Here is a 20,858-nt window from a genome sequence, read left to right as displayed (position 1 = left end):
GGTGGCGATCGCCGTCGCCGCGGTGGCGGGCCAGGCCCGGGTGGCGGGCCCCCACGCCCCCGGGGTGGGCCCCCCCCCCGGGCACGGGGGGGGGGTGTGGCGGCAGGGCCCCCCCCCCCACCCCCCCCCGGGTCCCCCTGTCCGCCCCGCTCACAAACCCCGCGCCCCCCCCCAAACCCGGCGCTCCCCCCGCGGGTGAGCGGGGGGGGGGGGCCGCGTCGGCCGAACGCCTACTTGCGGCCGGTGAACTGATCCATCGAGTGGTAGACACCCACGGCGTTGAGGTAGAAGTCGCGCACCTTGATCGGCAGCAGGCCGGTGAGCGCGCGGTTCATCCGGGAAGTCCACGGGAGCACCACCAGGGCGCCACCGTTCTTCATCTCCCGCCACGAGGTGTCGACGACGTCGTTCTGCTCCAGCATCGGGGTGAACAGGATGCCCTTGGCCCCGTCGAACATGCCGGTGTTGATGTAGGTCGGGCAGACCGTGGTCACCTTCACGTGCGCGTGGCCCGCCTGCTCGAGCTCGAGCCGCACCGAGTCCGACCAGCCCAGCGCCGCCCACTTCGAGGCCGCGTAGACAGCCATGCGCGGGTTGGCGACCAGACCGGCCGAGGACGCGATGTTGAGGATGCGCGCCTGACCGGCCCCGGCGACCATGCCGGGCAGGAACTCGAGCGCGATGTACATCGGGGCCAGCGAGTTGATCGCCATGGTCTTGTCGATGTCGGCGCGGTTCTCGGTTTCCCAGAAGTAGGTGTTGCCGCGCACGATCCCGGCGTTGTTCACCAGGATGTCGATCCCGCCGATCTCGTCGCGCACCGTGTCGGCGGCCGCGCGGATCGAGTCCTGCGAGGACACGTCGACGACATGCTGGTACACCTTGCCGCCCTGGGCGGTGAGCTGGGCGGCGGTCTCGCGCAACGAGATCTCGTTGACGTCCCACAGCACCACCGCGTCGGCGCCCTCGCGCACCGCCCGCTCGGCGAACAGCTTGCCGAGGCCCATGGCGGCGCCGGTGACCAGCACCCGCTTGCCCGCGACCGTCTCCAGTTTCATGTCCTGCCTACCCCTGCTTCGTCGATCCTGGTCGCTACTTCTGGCGCAGCGTCTTCATGACGCCGAAGACCAGCGTCATCGTCTTGGCCCACATCTGCTCGGACATGCCGGGCAGCGGCGCGATCGGGAGCACCCGCTGGACCGCGACCGTCTGGGTGTCCACGTACTTGAGCAGACCCTCGGGACCGTGCCTGCGGCCCTGACCCGAGATGCCGAGGCCACCGGAGGGCGCGTCGATGCTGCCCCACGCGGCGATGAAGCCCTCGTTGACGTTCACCGAGCCCGCGTTGATCCGGGCGGCCACGGCCTTGCCGCGGTTCACGTCCTTGCTCCACACGCTGGCGTTGAGGCCGTAGGCGGTGTCGTTGGCGGCGGCAACGGCGTCGTCGTCGGAGTCGACCTTGTAGATCGACACGACCGGGCCGAAGGTCTCCTCGCGGTAGACGGTCATGCCGGGCTCGACGCCGACGAGCACGGTGGGCTCGTAGAAGTACTGGCCGAGGTCTGGCCTGGCGCGGCCACCGGCGAGCACCTTGGCGCCCTTGGCGACGGCGTCGTCGACGTGCGCGCTGACGGTGTCGAGCTGACGCTGGAAGGTCAGCGACCCCATGTCGCGGCTGAAGTCGAGCTCGCCGCCCAGGCTCATGTTCTTGACGTTGCCGACGAACTCGGCCACGAACTGGTCGTAGACGCTCGCGTCGACGTAGATGCGTTCCATCGACTCGCACAGCTGCCCGGCCGAGGAGAAGCAGGCGCGGACCGCGAGCTTGGCGGCCTTGGAGACATCGGCGTCGCCGAGCACCAGCAGCGGGTTCTTGCCGCCGAGCTCGAGCGAGTAGCCGATCAGGCGCTCGCCGGCCTGCTGGGCGATGGTGCGGCCGGTGGCGCTGGAGCCGGTGTAGTCGACGTAGTCGGCGCGGGCGATCACGTCGCCGCCGATCTCGCGGCCACGGCCGAGCACGGCCTGCCACAGGCCGCGCGGCAGTCCGGCGCGCTCGGCGGCGTCGATCGCCCACAGCGCCGACAGGGCGGTCTGGTTGTCCGGCCGGGCGATGACGGCGTTGCCGGCGACCAGGGCGGGCAGCGCGTCGGAGGCCGACAGCGCGAGCGGGTAGTTCCACGGCGAGATCACCGCGACGACACCCTTGGCCCGGTTGTGCACCTCCACCGAGGTGAGCACGGGCAGCACGCCGCGCGGCTTGCGGTCGGCCAGCAGCTTGGGCGCGACGGCGGCGTAGTAGCGCGAGTTCAGCGCGACGTCGCCGACCTCGTCGAAGGCGTGCGAGCGGCACTTGCCGGTCTCGGTCTGCACGATGTCGAGGATCGTGTCCTGCTCGGCCAGCACGATGTCGTGGAAGCGGCGCAGGATCTCCACGCGCTGCTTGACCGGCACCTTGGCCCAGTCGCGCTGGGCGTGCCTGGCGACGGCGAAGGCGCGGTCGATGTCGTCGACGGAGGACTGCGGCAGGTCGCCGATCTTGTGTCCGGTGGCCGGGGCGAACACCGGGACCGACGCGGCGCCGCCCGCCACCGCCCGGTCGAACAGGGGCTTGACCAGCGCGGCAGGCAGCGCGGTCGGTTCGGCGGTCAGCTCGGGGGCTGTCGTCATTGTCGGCCCTTCTCCTCAACAGATGGCTCACGCGCGACGATCGCGCCGGGTTCGGCTATTTGCTGAACACTGGTGTTAGATTAATGGTTGCGGCCCGTATCGTGTCAAGCTTTCTGTCGTTGTGAGGGAGGTGTGATGTCCGAGGATCCGGCTGTGGCGCGCCGTGGGCGTCCGCCCCAGACCCAGGAGCAGGCCGAGGAGGTCCGCGCCAGGATCGTGGAGGCGACCGCCGCCGTGTTCGCCCGCAACGGGTCGCGCGGTTTGAGTGTCGCCCAGATCATCGAGCAGGCCGGGTTGGCGCGGCCGACGTTCTACCGCTATTTCGGCAATGCCTCCGAGCCGCTGCACGTGGTTCTCACCGCCTCCAACGACGGCCTGGTCGGCGGCATCAGGGACGCGCTGACCGGCACCGACGAGCCGGTGCAGCTGGGCATCCGGCTCATCGACGCCTACGTCGACTGGGCGCGCGGCCACGGCGCGATGCTGCGCCCGCTCTTCGCCGAGCTGCACGACCCCGGCTCCCCTGTGTCGGCCTATCGCGAGCGCGCGCTCGACGACATCCGCGATCTGGTGCGCAAGACCTTCGGCGAACTCGGCCGCCCGGTGCCCGCGCCCCTGGATCTCGATGCCGCCCTGCATGTCTGCGAGTACATCGTCTACCGCATCACCGCGGGCGCGGACCCTGGTCACGATCCGGCTCCCGACCTGGTCACCGAGGCGCGGGTGACGATGATCCGCATCCTGCTGGTCACCCTCGGCACCAAGGACGACCTCGCCTACGCCATGGAACTCCCCGGCCTGTTCCCCGACGCCTGACCGGACGACCCGGCGGCATCGCACCGTGCGGCAGGGCGACCGGTCCCCCGCGAGGTCGGCGCTGTCGCGGTCAGGAGCAAGGCGACCGCGAGGAGCGCGGCGCCGGTCCACGCCACCGGGGTCAGGCGCTCCCCGAGCAGCGCGACCGCGACAACGGTGGCGGTGAGCGGTTCCAGGAGGCTCAGGACGGCGGCCGTCGCGGCCCCGGCCGCGAGCAGGCCGTGGAAGAAGAGTGCGTAGGCCAGGGCCGTGGGCGCCAGGCCGAGGAGTGCCACGGCGAGCAGGTCGGCCGGTGCCGGGGTGAACGCGAGGCCGGTGGCGGCGGCAGGCAGGGCGAGCAGCGCCGCGCCGCCGAGGAATCCGTAGCCGGTGGCGGTGATCGTGTCGAGGCCGGGCACCGGGTCGGCGGTGACCAGGGTGACCGCCGCGAACGCCGTGGCCGCCACGAGAGCGAGCGCCGCGCCCGCGACGACGCCGGACGCGTCGGTGGGCACGCCGACGAACACGGCCAGCCCGGTCACCGCGAGCGCCAGTGTCGCGACCCGGCGCGCGTCCAGTCGCACGCGGCCGGTGACATGGCCGGACACCGCGACCAGCACCGGGGCGGCACCGATCGTGACCAGGGTCGCCAGCACGACCGACGAGGCGCTGACGGCGGCGAAGTAGCTCGCCTGGAAGACCGCGGCCAGGGCACCGATCGCACCGATCCGGCGCCGGGCCGCCCGGCCGCGAGGCACCGCGCGCCGCGTGATCAGCGCGACCACGACCAGGATCGCGCCACCGACTCCGAGGCGATAGGCCGCGACCGCGAGCGGGGACAGCCCGGTCCGGTCCTGCACCAGGGAACCGAGCAATCCGCCGGTACCCCAGAGGATTCCGGCGGCGACGAGGGGAAACAGTCCGGCACGAGAACGCGCGGACACAGCGGAAGAGACAGACATGGGGAGATCGCTCCTGCGACAGCGGGGGTGGGGGTCGCGGAAACGAGGTGCGTACAGTGCGGCGGCCGTGCGGGCGCGCGCCATCGTCACCCGAGCGGATCGGCCGTGCCTACCGGATCGGCGGCACGCGGTCTCGGGGCACCTCGCTCAGGAGGCGGGGGGCGGCGTGGAGCGGAAGCACTGATGCACGCCGCCATGCTATCGGCGCACACAGAATCTCCACAATTGACCCGGGAACGCTCCACACCCACTCGCTAGGGTCTGACCATGGAATGCAGTGGCGGGACCGGGCAACCGGGGCGGCGGGTCCTCGTCGTGGACGACGAGGTGACCATCGCGGAATCGGTGGCGGCGCGCCTGCGGGCCGAGGGATTCACGGTCGACGTCGCGCACGACGGTCCCGGCGCGGTGGCCGCGGCCACGGCCGGCGAACCGGATCTCGTCGTCCTCGACGTGATGCTGCCCGGGTTCGACGGGCTGGAGGTGTGCCGCCGCATCCAGGCCGAGCGGCCGGTGCCCGTGCTCATGCTCACCGCGCGCACCGACGAGACCGACCAGCTGATCGGGCTCGGCGTCGGCGCCGACGACTATCTCACCAAGCCGTTCTCGATGCGGGTCCTCGCGGCGCGGGTGCACGCCTTGCTGCGGCGCGTCGATCGGGCCGCCGAGCGCGGCGACCACACCATCGTGGTCGGTGATCTGCGTATCGACCTCGACGAACGGCGCGTCTGGCGCGGCACCACCGAGGCCAGGTTGACCCCGCTCGAATTCGAGTTGCTGGCCCGGCTCGCGCACCGGCCGCGCGCGGTCCTGGCACGCGAGCGGCTGCTGGAGGACATCTGGGACTGGTCCGACGCGGCGGGCACCCGCGCCGTCGACAGCCACGTCAAGGCGCTGCGCCGCAAGCTCGGCGCCGACCTGATCCGCACCGTGCACGGCGTCGGCTATGCCCTGGACGCGCGATGAGTACCTTCTTCGACCGGGTCGCCGACCTGATGCCACGTCCGCTGGATCCGCTGCGGTCCATCAAGCTGAAACTGGCCGTGCTCATGGTGTGTTCGGGTGCGGTCGCCTTCGCCTACTTCTGGTTCCGGATCGGCTGGCTGCCGACGTTCACCACCCTCACCGCGATGGCCATCGCGCTGGTGACCTCGCAGTTCCTCGCCCACGGCATCACCAGGCCGTTACGCGAGATGACCGCGGCCGCGCGGCGGATGGCGCACGGCGACTACAGTTTCCGGGTGCGCGCCAGTTCCCGCGACGAGGTGGGCGAGTTGGCCCAGGCGTTCAACCAGATGGCGGCCGACCTGGCCGCGGCCGACCGGCAGCGTCGCGACCTCATCGCCAATGTCTCGCATGAGCTGCGCACGCCGGTGACGGCGTTGCACGCGGTGCTGGAGAACATCGTCGACGGCGTGAGCGAACCGGACCCGGCGACGCTGCGGACCGCGCTGGCCCAGACCGAGCGGCTCGGCCTGCTGGTCTCGGAGCTGCTCGACCTGTCCGGTATCGAAGCCGGCGCCTTCCCGCTCGACCGCGAAAAGGTGCCGCTCGCACCGCTGTTGGCGGAGGTGATCGCCGAGGCCGAGGTGATGACGGCGGCGCTCGGCCGTGGTGTCCGCTTCACCACCGTGATCCAACCGCCCGACGCGACCGTCGACGCCGACCGTGCCCGCCTGCACCAGGTGCTGTTCAACCTGCTCGACAATGCGGCCAGGCACGGTCCGGCAGGCGGCGAGGTCCGCGTGCACGCCGACGCCGTCCCGGGCGGCACCGTGCTCGAGATCGCCGACGACGGCCCCGGTATCCCGGAGGCCGACCGCGCCACCGTGTTCGACCGCTTCACGCGCGGCGGCCGCACCGACGGCGGCGGCACCGGCCTCGGCCTGGCCATCGCCCGCTGGGTCATCGACCTGCACGGCGGCACCATCGCCGTCGCCGACCCCGGCTCCCGCATCCGCCTCGTCCTCCCCACGACCTGACCCATCCCACCCACGTCACCCCGGACCCCAGGGTCCCGGGACGATCCCGCACACCTTCCGGAGGGGAACCATGACCGACCACACCACCGCGGCGCCCCAGCCGCCGATACCCGAAGAGACTCCGCCGCCGAACACCACGTCTCCGGCACCCGGGGCGACCACCCCGGCCCCGGCATCCAGCACCGATGCCGAGACTCCGGCGTCACGAACCGGAGCGACTACCGCAGCGCCCCAGCCGCAGATTACCGGAGAGGCTCCGCCGTCGAACACCGCGACTCCGGCGCCCGACACAGCCACCGGGGCCCCGACATCAAGCACCAGCACCGGAACCGGTTCCGAGACTCCAACCCCCTCAGTGGCTTCCACGGCATCGGCGGCACAGGGGACCGTGGTACCTGCGTCGAGCACCGGCACGACCACGGAGCATCCCCCGGGCAGCGAAGCGGCGCAGAATTCGGCGCCTGCCAGCGGCACGACAACCGATGCGACACAAGGTAACCCGGCCTCGCCGTGGTCGGCCGGTTGGCAGCCGCCTACGCCTCGTCCGACGTTGCCGGTCGCCCCACCCCCACTCCTGCGCGCGGTCCCCCGCTGGCAACGTGTGGCCCACCCACCTCGCGCCGTCCCCGCCGCCGCTCTCGCCGGCATCTTCAGCGCGACAGTGGTCCCGGTCGACCGCCCCGGCCTCGGCTGGCTCCTCGCGGGCACCGTTGTGGCGGGCACCCTCTACGCGGTCGACCGCCACGCCCGCACCCGCCCCACCGAGCCGAAGTCCACTCCGGCCGCGAAACACCCGGCAACACCGGCCCCCATCACCGGGAGCCCCCAGCTCGCGGCCGACGGCGAGCCCGGCACCCGGCAAGTGGCCGACACGAAGCCCGCCGCCGACGCGAACTCCGCACAATCGGCAACCGCAGGCGCACCGACCGATGCGGCCGGTGCGTCGTCGGCAGCCGAAACAGACCGGGGCGCAACGACAGACGGCTCCGCCGGTGCGGCGGCAGACGCCGACCGGGACGCCGGCGCCCACGGTTCGTCCGCGGCCGCCGATGAAGCCCCGGCCGATCGCGCGTCCACGGGGTCGAGCACGGCAGCCGCGAAGAACATGCGCGACAACGGCTCCCCGGCGAACGACCCGAACGGGCGAGCGGAGGTATCGACCCGGAGCGAGTCGGGCACGCCGTCCTCTGGCAGCGGCAACGCGGAGGGCCAGGTGGGGCGCGGGGACGCGGCGGGGGCGTCGAGCCCGGCACCGAAGGACGCACCAACCACGGTCAGCGGTGGCGCGGGCCTGGTTCGCCTGCCGGGGTCGGCTCGGGTCTGGTGGGCCGCGGCGGCGCTGGTGTTGCTCGGGGTCGGGGTGGTGCGGGCGGCCGGGTGGTTGTTCGTGCTGTGTGTGGTGGCCGCGTGTGTCGCGGGGTCGCTGGCGGTGTTGGGGCGCAGGACCCGGTGGGGTGTCGTGCACGACATGGTCGCGGTGCCGTTGGCGACGCTGGACGCGCTGCCGTGGGCGTGGTCGGGGCTGCGGGAGGCGCGGCCGACGGGTGCGTCGAGTGTGCGACGATACGGCGTGTCGGTCGCGGCGACGGCGGCGCTGCTCGTGGTGTTCGTGCCACTGCTCGGCGGGGCGGACGCCACGTTCGCGGACCTGCTGAGCGGTCTGGTGCCCGCGGTCGACGGCGCCTCGGCCTGGGAGTGGATCCTGATGTTCGGCGTGGTCGGGATCGGCGCGCTGGCCGCGCTGTATCTGCTGGCCGGGCCGCCCGCCGCGGCCGAGGAGGGCCGTCGTCCGGTGCGGCAGTGGTCGCGCAGCGAGTGGGTGCTGCCGGTCAGCGCGCTGACCGTGCTGTTCGGCGTGTTCGTCGGAGCCCAGTTCGTGGCGCTGTTCGGCGGCGACGACTATGTGCAGCGGACCGCCGGACTGACCTACGCCGAGTACGCGCGCAGCGGGTTCTGGCAGCTGTCGGCCGTGAGCATCCTGACGCTGGCGGTCATCCTGGCGGTCCTGCACTGGTCGGTCCAGGCCTCCGCGGCCGACCGGCGCTGGCTGCGGGTACTGCTGACGGCGGTGAGCGTGCTGTCGCTGGTGATCGTGGGGTCGGCACTGGCCCGCATGTGGACCTACCAGCAGGCGTACGGGTTCACCGTACTGCGCGTGCTGGTCGGGGTGTGCGAGCTGTGGGTGGGTCTGGTGTACCTGCTGGTGCTGGTGGCCATCGCCCTGCTGCGCTGGAACTGGGTGTCGCGTGCCGCGGTGGGGACGGCACTGGGCACCCTGATCACATTGTCGGCGCTGAATCCGGAATACCTTGTCGCCGACCGCAATATCGATCGGTGGGAGCAGGGCAAGCGGCTCGACACCGAGTATCTGAGCACCCTGTCACCGGACGTCATCCCGGCGCTGACGCACCTGCCCGATCCGCTGCGCACGAAGATCGAGGGCCCGATCCTGACCGACCTCGACGACGACTCCTGGTGGTCGTGGAACTGGTCGCGGGACTCGGCCCGCTGACCTAGGCCGGGGTGCCGCGGGACAGTCCGCTGGCCCGCAGCACCCGGCGGCCGATGGCGGCCCGGATCGACTCCTCGGTGCCGATGACGCGCACGTGTGATCGGGCCCGGGTGATGGCCGTGTAGAGCAGTTCCCTTGTCAGCAGGGTGGATTCCGGTTCGGGCAGCACCACCGAGACGGTGTCGTACTGGCTGCCCTGGCTGCGGTGGATGGTCATGGCGAACACGGTGACCACGGCCGGGAACTGGGTGGGGTGCACCAGGTACGGCTCGCTGCCGCGTTGCAGCGCGGCCCGCAACGATCCGTCCGGTCGGCGCACGATGACGCCGGTGTCACCGTTGTAGATGCGCGCCTCGTGATCGTTGGCGGTCACCAGCAGCGGCTGTCCCGGATACCAGACCGATTGCGGCCCTTCGGGTCCCGCGCCCGCCGCGGCGGCCCACTCCCCCGCCATCCGGTCCCAGCGTTCCACACCGAAGGGCCCCTGGCGGTGGGCGCAGAGCAGCCGGTGCGACTCCAGCGCCGCGAGCGCGCCCACGGCATCGCCCGCCTCGGCGGCGGCGGTCACCGCGAGCGCCGACGCGGTGACGTCGGCACGCACCGCCACCATGTCCTCGGGCGCGCACAGTGAGACATCCTCGCCCCCGGCGCGCAGGATCGCGAGGGCGGCGTCGGCATCGCCCGCGCGCACGGCGACGGCCACATCGGCGATCCGTCCGCCGAACCGCCTCCCCCGGGTCAACCGCACGATCCCGCCGCCGAGCCTGCGCCGTTCCACCGGCGACAGTTCCAGCGACACATCCTGGGCCCCAGCGGAATCCACGGGCGGCGAGGTCGCGCCGGACCGGCCGAGATCGACCGGCACGGGGTCGTCGGGATCGATCGCCGTCGCACCGACGACCTCCCGCGACCCGAGCGCCGGGTCCGCGTCGAGGAGTTCCCGCAGCGCCGGATTCGGGGCCGCCGCGATGGGTCCGGCGACCAGGTCCGCCAGGACCGCGCCGGCGTCGACGGAGGCGAGCTGGTCCGGGTCACCCACGAGGACCAGCCGGGTGTCGGGCCGCAGCGCGGAGAACAGGTGGCTCATCATCGTCAGCGACACCATGGAGGTCTCGTCGACCACCACCACGTCGTAGGGCAGCCGATTGTGTTCGTGGTGGCGGAATCTGGTGGTGCGGCCGCGCTGCCAGCCGAGCAGCCGGTGCAGGGTGGCGGCGGTCAGCTCGGGAAGTCCCAGCTCGGCGGCCTGTTCCCGGACGGCTTCCTGCAATCGCGCGGCGGCCTTGCCGGTCGGCGCGGCCAGGGCGATGCGCAGGGCGGGCAGCTTCGGGGTGGCCCGGCGGTGCGCGGTGAGCAGGGCGAGGATGCGCGCGATGGTGTGCGTCTTGCCGGTGCCGGGACCACCGGCCACGACGGTGGTCCAGTGCGTGGCGGCGAGCGCGGCAGCCAGCCGCTGCCGGTCGGGACCGTCCCCGTGCGGATCGGTGAAGAGCCGATCCAATTCCGCGCGCACGAGATCGGTGTCGATCACCGGGTGATCGGCGCTGCGTTCGGTGAGCACCCGGCGCAGCGTCTGCTCCTGCTGGTAGTACCGGTCCAGGTAGAGCAGCGCGCCGCCGTCGGCATCGGCCTCGACCAGGCGCAGCGGGCACAGCGGTCCGGCGGGGCCACCGCAGATCAGCGGGCTGCGCCGCAGGGCCGCGAGCACGCGATCGACGTCCGGCCACGGCAGCGTGGCCGGGTCGATTCCCGGTGCCGCGCCGCGGCTTTCGTCGGCGTCGATACCGATCTCGCGCATCCGCGCCACCTCGAGGCACACCGACCCGGAGCGCACCGCGCGCACGGCGAGCGCCGCCGCGAACAGCACGTCCTCGCTGTCCTCGCGGCCCATCCGCCCCAGCCGGACCGCGACGTGCACATCGGCGGCCGAGAGCACTCCGGCCTCGTTGAACACCCGCAGCAGCCCGGTGCCACGCTGCGCCACCTGGATCGACGTCATCGTCCACACCCCGCTTCCGCCGTCCCGACCGCCGGACCGCCACCCGGGCCGCACGCCCGTCCGGCCGTCATCGCTCGCCGCCCGCGAGCAGATCCGACAGCGCGACAACGAGTTCGGCGGGTGGATGCCAGTCGAAGACGCCGTGTCCCGGTGGCGTCGCCGGCCCGATCATGCCGCGCACGAACAGGTAGCGCGCGCCGCCGAGGTGGCGCGCCGGGTCGTAGCCGGGCAGCCGCCAGCGCAGGTAGCGGTGCAGCGCGACGGCGTACAGCAGCGCCTGGAGCGGATAGTGCGATCGGATCATCTCGGCGACCATGTGCTCGCGGCGGTAGTGCTCGACGGTGAGATCGCCGGTGCCGAGGCGGTTCGTCTTGTAGTCCACGATCAGATAGCGGTGTCCGCCGGTCGCTTCGGGGACCCGGAGCACGGCGTCGATGCTGCCCGTGAGATAGCCGCGCAGGACCGTGTCGGGCAGGGCCGCGAGCTGATCGGCGTAGCCGGCCAGCGCGTCGTCGGCGGGCAGATGCTCGCGCAGCAGGCCGGCGATGGCGTGCATGCTGGCCGGGCGCGCGGACGGGGTGTCGCCGCCGCCCAGCGGCAGCTCGAACTCCAGCTCGCACAGTCGATCCCGGGTCGGGATGGCGGCCAGCGACCCGAAATCGGCCGGCGTGCGCAGAACTTCGAGCAGGGCCGTCGACAGCAGGTCGACGTCGAGCTCCGCCATCGTGTGTTCGACGGCGGCCAGGCAGCGGGCGCGCACTTCGGCGGCGAGGTCGGGGACCGAAGTGTCGACGGTTTCGAGCACACCGTGCACGAGGGTGCCGAATTCGGCGCCGTAGGGCAGCGCGTTCATGAGCGAGGGCGCGGCCGCGCCACCGGCCGGGGCGTCCAGCGGCGGTTCGGTGGGCTCGTCGTCGGGGCCCGGCCCGTCCTCGGGTTCCTCCTCGGTCACGCCCACGCTGTCGTGGGCCCCCGCGGTCAGCGCGGAGTAGGAGGTGCGCCGCCACTGCTGGTCGAGCAGCCGCGTGAATTCGGCCGCGGCCAGCTCGCCGCTCGGGAGTTCGGCGCGGACCCGCCGCGGCGTCACATCGTCGGGGCGGTCGACGGCGGTCACCGAGATCACGTCGGCGGCGGGCGCGGCCCACTCGGTGATCCGCTGCACCGCGGCGGTGTCCGCCGGGATCTCGGCCCGGCGGGGCACCTGCGCCGAGCCGGGCCTGCGCCCCAGCATCATCCGGTGCAGCGGCGCCGCGCCCGTGGTGACCGCGGGCGCCCACCAGGCCACGACCTGGCACATGGCCCGCGTCAGCGCGACGTACAGCAGCCGCAGTTCCTCCCCCGATTCCTCGGCCTCGCAGCGCAATTGGCGTTCACCGTAGCCCGGCGCCTCCTTGCCGCCGATATCGAGGACGCGGGTGCCGTTGCCGTCGTGGAACAGCAGCGTGGCCGGGTACGGGTTCTTGGCGCTGTCCCACGCGAACGGCACATAGACGAGCGGGAATTCGAGTCCCTTGCTGGCGTGCACGGTCGCGATCTGCACGGCCGCCGCGTCGCGGTCCAGGCGTCGGCTGCGACCGCTGACGCTGCCAGCCTCGGGGTCGCGGACGCGGTCGGCCAGCCAGCGGGTCAGCGCGGTGAGCCCCAACCCCTCGGCGAGGGCGACTTCGTCGAGCAACTGGGCGAGATGACGCAGATCGGTGAGCTCGCGTTCGCCGTTCTCCACCGTGAGCAGCCGGGGCGCGAGATCGGTGTCGGTGGCGAGCTTGTCGAACACCGCCGCGAAACCGGCACGGCCGAACAGCCGCGCCGCCTCGCGCAGCTGGGTCGACACCCGGCCGACGAGATCGGCGCCACCCGCGTCGATCTCGGCGACGGTCACGCCGAGAATCGGGGTGCAGGCCGCCAGCCGCACCCGGTCACCGCGATGCGGTTGTTCCAGTGCCCGCAGCACCCACAGCCAGTCGGTGGCCGCGGCCGTGGCGAACACACTGGTCCCGCCCGCGAGCACCGACGCCACCCCCACCCGGTCGAGGGCGGCGCGCACCACGTCGATCTGCGTGCGGGTACGCACCAGCACCGCGATGTCACCGGGCCCGATCGGCCTGCGGACCCGGCCGTCGCCGGACTCGGTGAGCGAATGATCCGCGCCGCGTTCGGGTTTGGCGTCGATGGTGGTGCCGGATTCGAGCAGGGTGACGATGTCGGCGGCCAGATCGTCGGCCACCTTCGCCCGCTGCCTGCCGACCGACGGGAATCCCGATCGGTTCCGGGGCCCCGCCCCCGTGCGCGGGAGGACGCGCAGCCGCAGCGGCGTGATCATGGCGGGGTCACCGTCCAGGCGGGTCGCCGGCCGGGTCGGCGTCACCGGGTACACGCTGATCTCGGGGTGCCCCAGTTCCGCACCGCCGCACAGGTGATCGAGTGCGCGCAGCAGTCCCGCGTCGCTGCGCCAGTTGCGGGTCAGCTCGCTGCGCAGCTGGGCGTGCGCGACCGCGTCGAGATAGCTGAGGACCTCCGCGCCGCGGAAGGCGTAGATCGCCTGCTTCGGATCGCCCACCAGTACCAGCGTGGCGTGTTCGTGGAAGGCCAGGCGCAGGATGTCCCATTGCAGCGGGTCGGTGTCCTGGAACTCGTCGACCAGGGCGACGCGGTAGCGCTGCCGGATCCGCGCGCACGCCCGCGGGCCGTGCTCCGGGTCGGCGAGCACCTCGTGCAGCAGGACCAGCAGATCGTCGAAATCCCGCAGTCCCGCACGGCGTTTGCGGCGTTCGGTCTCCGCGCGGACCGCCGTCGCGAAGGCCACCCGTTCACCCGCGGCGCCCTCGGTGCGCGGGGCCAGGTCGGCGTGCCGGTCGTGCACGGCGGCCAGGGCGAGGGTGTGCGCCTCGCGCAGGGTGAACGGGGCGCGGTCGCGGGCGTAGCGCGCCAGATACAGGTCGTCGGCGACGGTGGCGACGAGCTCGTCGACCGATTCGACCAGCCGGGCCCCCGGATCGTGTTCGCCCGCGAGCCCGAGCTCGTCGAGCATCCGCTGACAGAACGAGTGCGTGGTGGCGATGGTGCCCGCGTCGAAATCGGCCAGGGCCGTGAGCAATCGGTGCCTGCGCACGCGCAGCGTCGCCGGGTCGGTGTCGGCCAGCGCGCGCACCAGCTCGTCGGGATGGGCACGCGCGAGGTCCTGGTCGGCCAATGCCGCGGCGACGGTGACGAAACGGTCTCTGGTGCGTTCGCGCAGTTCCTGGGTGGCGGCGCGGCTGAAGGTCACCAGCAGGAGCTCGGTGATGGCGATCCCCGCCTCGGCGACGTAGCGCACGGCCAGGCCGACGATGGCGTGGGTCTTCCCGGTGCCCGCGCTCGCCTCGAGCACGGTCGTCCCCTCGGGCAGTGGGCCCGCGGCGTCGAAGGCGGCGGGCGCCGTCACGGTCCCGGTCACGGCTGCCCCTGACTCTCGGCGGCCAGCAGGGGCCCCCACCAGCGGCGGGCGACCGCGCCGAAGCGGGTGGTCTCCGGCTCACCCGGCCTGGCCTGTTCCGCGGCGAGACCGCCGAAGCGCGGGGCGCGGCCCCAGACGTAGCGCAGGTAGCGATCGGTGTGGTCCCCGAACTTGTCGGGACCGTTGGGACCGCCGTCGAAGGCGTGCTCGGCGGCCAGCAGCGCGTCGGCGACACCATCGCCGCGGAAGCGCCGTTCGGCGTAGGCGGCGGTGGCCGCGGGCGCGACCGGCAGCGGCTCGCACAGTCCCTCGTCGCGCGAGCGCACCAGATCGCGCAGGATCTCCCGCGCGGCGGGCGCTTCCGGCGCCACGATCACCGAGCGCGCGACCGGCCTGCTGCGGAACTGCCCGCGCCCGGTGCTGATCGCCCGCCACGATCGGTCCTCGGTGGCGGCCAGCGCCAGCAGCGACACCCAGGCCGCCAGCCGGTGTTTCGGGGCCAGCCGGGAGTAGGTCGTGCGGACCAGCGTCTCCCCGCGCACCTCGGGAACGGTCCCGGCCAGCGTGCGGCCGCCGCCGAGGTCGATGGCGATGTCGACGGCCCGGGCGGGAGCCTCGTAGTCGGGCAGCGCGGTTCGCACGATGGTGTCGACCGTGCCCTCCACCTCGTCGAGCACGGCGGCGCCGAAACCGAAGGGCGGCAAGGTGCCTCGCCGCCATTCGGCCGCGCGCAGCCCGGCCGGGTCGGCGCCGGTGAGCCGCGCCGACAGCATCCGCTCGCCGAGATCCCACTTGGCCAGCCCGTCGAGTTCGATGGGCAGCTGGTCGGCGATGTCCTCCGATTCCTCGGGCACCCGCAGCCCCAACCGCTGCCAGAGGAAGGCACGCACGGGATGTTCGGCGAACGCGATCAGTTCCGCCAGCGCGACATCGCCCAGCGGCGCCGGGGGCAGCGGCTCGGCCAGCAGTGGCGGCCGGGGCCGGGCCGGACGCGCGGCGGCTCTCGCGCCGGCCAGCGCCACGGTGTCGAAGCTGCGCGGCCGCGCGGGATCGAAGTTGCGCCGATCGAAGGCCTGCAACGGATGCCGCACCCGCACGGCGTCCATCCCCGCCCGGCCGACGTGCACGGTGAGCACGTCGAGCAGCTCGGCCACGGGTACCGCGGGCGGGCGGGCGGCGCCGGTCACCGGGTCGGCGCCGGAGTGCACGACGAGCAGCTTCTCCCCCGCCGCCATGATGGCGTCGAGCAGCAGCTGGCGGTCCTCGCTGCGGGCGTCGCGCTCGCCGAGCAGCGGCTCACGGGCCAGCAGATCGTCGCCGTCGACCGAGCCCGGGCGGGGGAACACGTCGTCGTCGAGGCCGAGCAGCACGACCACCTTGTGCGGCACCGACCGCATCGGCACCAGCGTGCACACGGTCAGTTCGCCGGTGCGGAAGTTCGCGCGGCCGGGCCCGCCCGCCAGCCGGCTGGTGAGCAGGACCGCGACGTCGGCGAGGCGCAGCGGTGCCGCGCCCGCGTGTTCGGTGGCGGCGACGATCTCGCGCCGCGCCTCGGTCCTGATCCAGGAGTGCGCGTCGGGCACGTCGGTGAGCAGTTCGACCGCGCGCAGCAGCACCGCGGTCCACTCGGCGGCGGGGCGCGGGCCGCGCAGATCACGCAGGCACACGGCGAGCCGGTCGACGAATTCGGCGAACCGGCCCGCCAGGTCGACGTCATTGGAGTCGACGTCGTCCAGCGGCAGCGCCAGATCGAGCCAGTCGTCACCGGATTCGTCGGCGGTGACGCCGAGCAGGATGCGGTCGACCGCGGCATTGAGGGTGTTCTGCGCGAACTCGGCGAGCCCGAACGCCTCGCGCTGACGCAGGCCGATACCCCAGCGGGCGCCGGACTCGGCGGCCCATTCGCGCAGTCGCTCGATGTCGTCGTCGTCGAAGCCGCAGCGCCTGCGGACGGTCTCGCTCGCCGCGAGGTCGAGCACCTGCGTCACCGTGACGCGACCGTCGGCCAGTTCGAGCAGGTCGATGACGACCGCGAGCACCGGGTTGGTCACCGCGCGTCCCCGGTCGGCGAGCCGCACCCGCAGCTGGTGGGCCGGATGTTCGCCCGCCGCGGGCACGTCGACGGCACCGGCCACCCGCTGCCCGAAGGCGGCACGCACCAGGGGCGCGTAGGCCTCGACGTCCGGGCACATGATCAGCACGTCGCGCGGCTGCAGGCCGGGGTCCGCGGCGAAGGCGGCCAGCAGCAGATCACGCAGCACCTCGACCTGCCGGGCGGGCCCGTGACAGGCGTGCACCTCGACCGTGCCGTCGGGTCGCGCCCCCGGCTCGGGCACCCGGTCGTCCCGGATCGCGGCCTGCACCGCGCCGAGCAGGGAGGCCGGCATCGGGGCGCCGGGCAGGGGGGTCTCGCTGTCCAGCACGGGATTCAGCCGCTGCTGCAATTCGCGCACGTCCCTTGCCAGCCCGGCCAGCAACGGGTGACGCACGAGGTCGGCAGTGGTGTCCGCCGCACGCGGAAGCACCGGCCCGAGGGGCGAGGACCCGGGCGGACGGTCGTCGCCGGACGAGCCCGGCGACGTGGCGGCGTGGTCGGTGTCCGCTCGGTCGTGCGCCCCCGATCGCGGCGAGGCGTCCGCTCGCTCCGGCGTGGCCGCCTGGGTGCCGTCATCGAGAGCCGGTTCGCCACCCGGCGCCGACAGCGCCGCCCACATGGCCGGGCTGGGGTGTGCCAGCCACAGGTGGACGTCGCGGTGTTCGGCCAGGGCGGTGAGGACGGCGAGTTGATCGGCGGGCAGTCGCGTGAGACCGAAGACCGACAGCCGGTCGGGCAGGTCGACGGAGCCCGGCTCGGCACGCAGCCGCGCGCAGGCCGACGCGAGTCGTTCCGCCGGGCTCGGCGAGCCGATCGCGGCGCGCAGCGCCCGCCACAGCCGGGGCTGCCAGGCGAGGTCGTCGGGGACCCGGCCGCCCGCGCCGTCGGTGTCCGCACCGGTGGTCCAGTCGAGCAGCACTCGCGGCCGCTGGGCGGCGTAGGAATCGAAGAGGGCGGCCAGGTGTGCCGCGGTCGCGTAGCGGCGGCCGACGCGATGGCCGTCACCGGGCAACCCGAGATGCCGGGCCAGCACCGCTGCCCACGGCTCCCCCGCGACCTCGTCGATCACCCCGAGCAGCGTCCACACCAGCCGCTGCCCCGCCCATGGGTCGTCCTCGGGCGCGACCCCGCTCGCCGCCGCCAGCGCCTCGGCGACCAGCGCGGCCGGCGCCGGGAACACGATGTTGGCCGCGATACCGTCGCTGGGTCCCACGCGCACCACCCCGTCGACCGCCTGCGCGCGGGCACCCGAGCCGCCGCCTGGTAGCTCACCCGCGTCGGCGGGAGCGCCCACCCCGAGGACACCCGACAGGCGCTGCGCCAACCATCGCTCGATCCCCTTGGCCGGGACCGCGACCACCTCGGTGGTGAACGGGTCGGCCGGTACGCTGCCGAGCAAACTCCCCAGTCCGTCGGCCAGCGCGTCGGCGCGTTCGGCGCGATGGAGGTGCAACGGCATCCGTCGTTTATACGCCCAGCGATCGACCCGCAATCGTGCGGCCCCGCCGCCGCCACCGCACAGGGTGAGTGAAATAGGCCACACTGCAACGTGTTACCGGCCACGTCAGCCGGGGCCCGGAAATCGCCCGTGAGATCGTTGCCGTTCGGGTGGGACAGTTCGGCCGCAGGCGAAAGGCTGGTCCGGTTAGATGATCGCGCAGGTGATACCTCTGGTTCCCGGTGGCGGTTTCGTCGTCCGTCGCGTGGGTGAGCGCTGGGAGCTGATCAACCGCCGGCGCTACGGCGCGGACCAGGTGCTGCACACCTGGCCGCTGGATCAGCACGGTGAGGCGTTCGAGCACTGCCATCGCCTCAACGGCTGTCCGATCGCCACGCCGCACGCCGCGCATCACTGACCGGAAAACCGGTGCGGCGCAACGACGATTACCACCGAATTTCGGCCGGAGTAGTGCGCCGCGGCCTCAGGTGTGCGAGTGTGGTCCCTCGTGCGTGACCGTTCCCCTTCCTCCCGTGTCGTAACCCGGGTCGCAGCGACCGCCTGTCTCCTCGCCGCGGCGGGCGTCCTCACCCCGGGCGTCCCCGTGCTGTCGGCCTCCGCCGAGGCCGCGCCCCCGGCGCTCACCCAGGTGTCCGGCTTCGACGGCGACATGAACGCGCGGATCGCGCGGGTGAACTCCTACCTCGCCGGGCGCCCGGGCGTCGTCGGCTACGTGCTGCGCGACCGGCAGACCGGCGGGACCTACGCCAATGAGCACGCCGAGAACCAGGTCTGGACCGCGTCGACGATCAAGCTGGCCATCGCGGCCGACCTGCTCAACCGCGCCAGGGTCGGCGCCATCGGCCTGTCCCCCGAGGACCGCACCAACATCGAATCGATGCTGGCCACCTCCAACGACCAGGCCACCGACGTGCTGTGGAACAAGTACATCGGCTTCGACCGGATGGCCTACAACAACGCCTTCCGTGCCTACGGCATGGTCAGCCTGATCCCGCAGCCGACGACCTCGGCGATGTTCCCGGACTGGTCGTTCCAGAAGTGCACCGCCGCCGACCTGGACCGGCTGATGAACACCATCCTCGACACCATGCACCCCGACGACCTGGCCTACCTGCTCGACCGGATGCGCTCGGTCGACTCCAACCAGCACTGGGGTGTGTGGGGCGCGGGTTCGGCCATGCGGCCCGGCCTGAAGAACGGCTGGTCGGCCGAGGCCGACGGCTGGGTGGTCAACTCGGTCGGCGTCGCGGGCGACGGCGAGCGCTACACCCTGGCGATCATGAACGCGCTCGGCGCCGACGGCGGCTACACCGAGGGCGCCGAGACCGACACCGAGGTCGCCAGAATTCTGCTTGCCGGTCGCTGACCCGGCCGTCCCGTATTGTCGATCTTGTCGTTCGGATCCGGGATCTCGTGGCGACGTCGCCTCCGGAGCCGACTACGGTAATCCCTGTCACCACCGTTGCGGGGCCACCCCAGTCTGTCGAGGAGCAGGACGATGAGCACTCAGTCTGTCGGGAACCAGCGACACCGTGTGGTGGTGATCGGTTCCGGGTTCGGCGGCTTGTTCGGCACCAGGCATCTGCGCAAGGCCGACGTCGACATCACGCTGATCTCCAAGACCTCCACCCACCTGTTCCAGCCGCTGCTGTACCAGGTGGCCACCGGCATCCTCTCGACCGGCGAGATCGCGCCCGCCACCCGCCTGGTGCTGCGCAAGCAGAAGAACGCCCAGGTGCTCCTCGGTGACGTCCACGACATCGACCTGGCGAACAAGACGGTCACCTCGCGACTGCTCAACCGCGACACCGTGACCCCGTTCGACAGCCTCATCGTGGCCACCGGCGCGCAGCAGTCGTACTTCGGCAACGACCACTTCGCGACCTTCGCGCCCGGCATGAAGACGATCGACGACGCGCTGGAACTCCGTGCCCGCATCCTCGGCGCCTTCGAGCAGGCCGAGCTGGCGAGCACGCAGGAGGAGCGCGACCGGCTGCTCACCTTCATCGTCGTCGGCGCCGGTCCGACCGGTGTCGAGCTGGCCGGGCAGATCGCCGAGCTGGCCGACCGCACCCTCGACGGCACCTTCCGCACGATCGACCCGCGCGACGCGCGCGTCATCCTGCTCGAGGGCGCGGGCGCCGTGCTGGGCCCGATGGGCCCGAAGCTGGGCGCCAAGGCCGCCAAGCGGCTCGAGAAGATGGGCGTGGAGATCCAGCTCAACGCCATGGTGACCGATGTCGACGCGCACGGCGTCGTCGTCAAGGACAGCGATGGCAGCACCCGCCGGATCGAGTCCTCGTGCAAGGTGTGGTCGGCCGGTGTGCAGGCCAGCCCGCTGGGCAAGATGATCGCCGAGCGTTCCGACGGCACGGAGGTCGACCGGGCCGGGCGCGTCGTCGTCGAGCCCGACCTCACCGTCAAGGGGCACCCGAACGTGTTCGTGGTCGGCGACCTCATGTCGGTGCCGGGCGTGCCGGGGCAGGCGCAGGGCGCGATCCAGGGTTCCACCTACGCGGCCAAGGCGATCAAGGCCGGCCTCAAGGGCCAGACCCCGGAGCAGCGTGCGCCGTTCAAGTACTTCAACAAGGGCTCGATGGCCACGATCTCGCGCTTCGACGCGGTCTGCCAGATCGGCAAGTTCGAGTTCAGCGGGTTCATCGCGTGGCTGGCCTGGCTCGCGCTGCACCTGTACTACCTCGTCGGCTACCGCAGCCGGATCGTCACGGTGATCGGCTGGTTCGTCTCCTTCCTCGGCCGCAACCGCGGGCAGATGGCCGCCACCGAGCAGTGGGTCTTCGCCCGGCTGGCGATCGAGGAGGTCCAGTCCGATCAGCAGGACGCCGACGAACTGCACGCCGCCCTCGGCGCGCCGCCCGGCAACGCCAAGGCGCCGGCGCGCAGGCAGCGCGAAGTCGGCTGACACAGCGGTCCCGACCGGCCGGGGGGGTTGG

At 72.6% G+C, this 20,858-nt stretch carries 14 protein-coding genes; 7 read left to right on the top strand and 7 right to left on the bottom strand.

Annotation, left to right across the window (positions count from 1 at the left end):
* Positions 1-230 precede the first annotated feature (230 nt).
* Positions 231-1,058, bottom strand: coding sequence for an SDR family NAD(P)-dependent oxidoreductase (locus QH270_RS33405; protein WP_280348709.1), 828 nt, complete (start codon positions 1,056-1,058; stop codon positions 231-233).
* Positions 1,059-1,092: 34 nt separating this feature from the next.
* A complete protein-coding gene (locus QH270_RS33400; protein WP_280348707.1) occupies positions 1,093-2,667 on the bottom strand; it encodes a succinic semialdehyde dehydrogenase in 1,575 nt (524 codons plus the stop codon).
* A gap of 135 nt (positions 2,668-2,802) precedes the next feature.
* On the opposite strand from QH270_RS33400, the gene QH270_RS33395 reads away from it, so the two are divergent.
* Positions 2,803-3,483, top strand: coding sequence for a TetR/AcrR family transcriptional regulator (locus tag QH270_RS33395; RefSeq protein WP_280348705.1), 681 nt, complete (start codon positions 2,803-2,805; stop codon positions 3,481-3,483).
* Here QH270_RS33395 and QH270_RS33390 read toward each other — a convergent pair.
* The gene (locus QH270_RS33390; RefSeq protein ID WP_280348703.1) at positions 3,444-4,424 is read right to left on the bottom strand and encodes a DMT family transporter; all 981 of its coding nucleotides are present in this window, start codon (positions 4,422-4,424) and stop codon (positions 3,444-3,446) included. The two genes, QH270_RS33395 and QH270_RS33390, sit on opposite strands and share 40 nt — an antisense overlap.
* A gap of 267 nt (positions 4,425-4,691) precedes the next feature.
* On the opposite strand from QH270_RS33390, the gene QH270_RS33385 reads away from it, so the two are divergent.
* Together QH270_RS33385 and QH270_RS33380 are read left to right on the top strand one after the other, a co-directional pair.
* The gene (locus QH270_RS33385) at positions 4,692-5,390 is read left to right on the top strand and encodes a response regulator transcription factor (RefSeq protein WP_280348701.1); all 699 of its coding nucleotides are present in this window, start codon (positions 4,692-4,694) and stop codon (positions 5,388-5,390) included.
* On the top strand, positions 5,387-6,406 hold the full coding sequence (locus tag QH270_RS33380; protein WP_280348699.1) for a HAMP domain-containing sensor histidine kinase: 1,020 nt from the start codon (positions 5,387-5,389) through the stop codon (positions 6,404-6,406). The genes QH270_RS33385 and QH270_RS33380 overlap by 4 nt, the downstream gene beginning before the upstream one ends.
* A gap of 15 nt (positions 6,407-6,421) precedes the next feature.
* Here QH270_RS33380 and QH270_RS33375 read toward each other — a convergent pair whose 3' ends face one another.
* A complete protein-coding gene (locus QH270_RS33375) occupies positions 6,422-6,826 on the bottom strand; it encodes a hypothetical protein (protein ID WP_280348698.1) in 405 nt (134 codons plus the stop codon).
* A gap of 181 nt (positions 6,827-7,007) precedes the next feature.
* Between QH270_RS33375 and QH270_RS33370 the strand changes: the two genes are divergently transcribed.
* A complete protein-coding gene (locus QH270_RS33370; protein WP_280348697.1) occupies positions 7,008-8,918 on the top strand; it encodes a DUF4153 domain-containing protein in 1,911 nt (636 codons plus the stop codon).
* Between the two features lies 1 nt (position 8,919).
* Here the strand turns inward: QH270_RS33370 and QH270_RS33365 are convergent, their stop codons facing one another.
* From QH270_RS33365 to recC, 3 genes are all read right to left on the bottom strand, one after another.
* Entirely contained in the window at positions 8,920-10,917 is a 1,998-nt protein-coding gene (locus QH270_RS33365) for an AAA family ATPase (protein WP_280348696.1), read from the bottom strand.
* Between the two features lie 67 nt (positions 10,918-10,984).
* On the bottom strand, positions 10,985-14,350 hold the full coding sequence (locus QH270_RS33360) for a UvrD-helicase domain-containing protein (protein ID WP_280348695.1): 3,366 nt from the start codon (positions 14,348-14,350) through the stop codon (positions 10,985-10,987).
* Positions 14,347-17,904 (bottom strand): exodeoxyribonuclease V subunit gamma, encoded by a 3,558-nt coding sequence (gene recC / locus QH270_RS33355; protein ID WP_280348694.1) that lies wholly within the window; start codon positions 17,902-17,904, stop codon positions 14,347-14,349. The genes QH270_RS33360 and recC overlap by 4 nt, the downstream gene beginning before the upstream one ends.
* A 190-nt stretch (positions 17,905-18,094) precedes the next feature.
* On the opposite strand from recC, the gene QH270_RS33350 reads away from it, so the two are divergent.
* The 3 genes from QH270_RS33350 (at position 18,095) to QH270_RS33340 (ending at position 20,827) form a co-directional block, all read left to right on the top strand.
* Positions 18,095-18,301, top strand: a complete 207-nt coding sequence (locus QH270_RS33350; protein ID WP_280348693.1) for a hypothetical protein — start codon at positions 18,095-18,097, stop codon at positions 18,299-18,301.
* Between the two features lie 78 nt (positions 18,302-18,379).
* Complete coding sequence (locus tag QH270_RS33345) at positions 18,380-19,270, top strand: tat pathway signal sequence (protein ID WP_280348692.1); 891 nt, start codon at positions 18,380-18,382, stop codon at positions 19,268-19,270.
* 132 nt (positions 19,271-19,402) lie between these two features.
* A complete protein-coding gene (locus QH270_RS33340; RefSeq protein ID WP_280348691.1) occupies positions 19,403-20,827 on the top strand; it encodes an NAD(P)/FAD-dependent oxidoreductase in 1,425 nt (474 codons plus the stop codon).
* Positions 20,828-20,858 lie beyond the last annotated feature (31 nt).

The sequence above is a fragment of the Nocardia neocaledoniensis genome, assembly GCF_029868625.1.
Classification (GTDB): Bacteria; Actinomycetota; Actinomycetes; order Mycobacteriales; family Mycobacteriaceae; genus Nocardia; species Nocardia neocaledoniensis_A.
The sequence above is the reverse complement of the archived record's forward strand: the minus strand, read 5'-3'. Positions and strand labels throughout refer to the sequence as shown.

Coding starts and splice junctions, on each gene's coding strand:
- QH270_RS33380 (WP_280348699.1), top strand. CDS start 5,387: ATGAGTACCTTCTTCGACCGGGTCGCCGACCTGATGCCACGTCCGCTG.
- QH270_RS33350 (WP_280348693.1), top strand. CDS start 18,095: ATGATCGCGCAGGTGATACCTCTGGTTCCCGGTGGCGGTTTCGTCGTC.
- QH270_RS33405 (WP_280348709.1), bottom strand. CDS start 1,058: ATGAAACTGGAGACGGTCGCGGGCAAGCGGGTGCTGGTCACCGGCGCC.
- QH270_RS33365 (WP_280348696.1), bottom strand. CDS start 10,917: ATGACGTCGATCCAGGTGGCGCAGCGTGGCACCGGGCTGCTGCGGGTG.
- QH270_RS33390 (WP_280348703.1), bottom strand. CDS start 4,424: ATGTCTGTCTCTTCCGCTGTGTCCGCGCGTTCTCGTGCCGGACTGTTT.
- QH270_RS33400 (WP_280348707.1), bottom strand. CDS start 2,667: ATGACGACAGCCCCCGAGCTGACCGCCGAACCGACCGCGCTGCCTGCC.
- QH270_RS33340 (WP_280348691.1), top strand. CDS start 19,403: ATGAGCACTCAGTCTGTCGGGAACCAGCGACACCGTGTGGTGGTGATC.
- QH270_RS33385 (WP_280348701.1), top strand. CDS start 4,692: ATGGAATGCAGTGGCGGGACCGGGCAACCGGGGCGGCGGGTCCTCGTC.
- QH270_RS33395 (WP_280348705.1), top strand. CDS start 2,803: ATGTCCGAGGATCCGGCTGTGGCGCGCCGTGGGCGTCCGCCCCAGACC.
- recC (WP_280348694.1), bottom strand. CDS start 17,904: ATGCCGTTGCACCTCCATCGCGCCGAACGCGCCGACGCGCTGGCCGAC.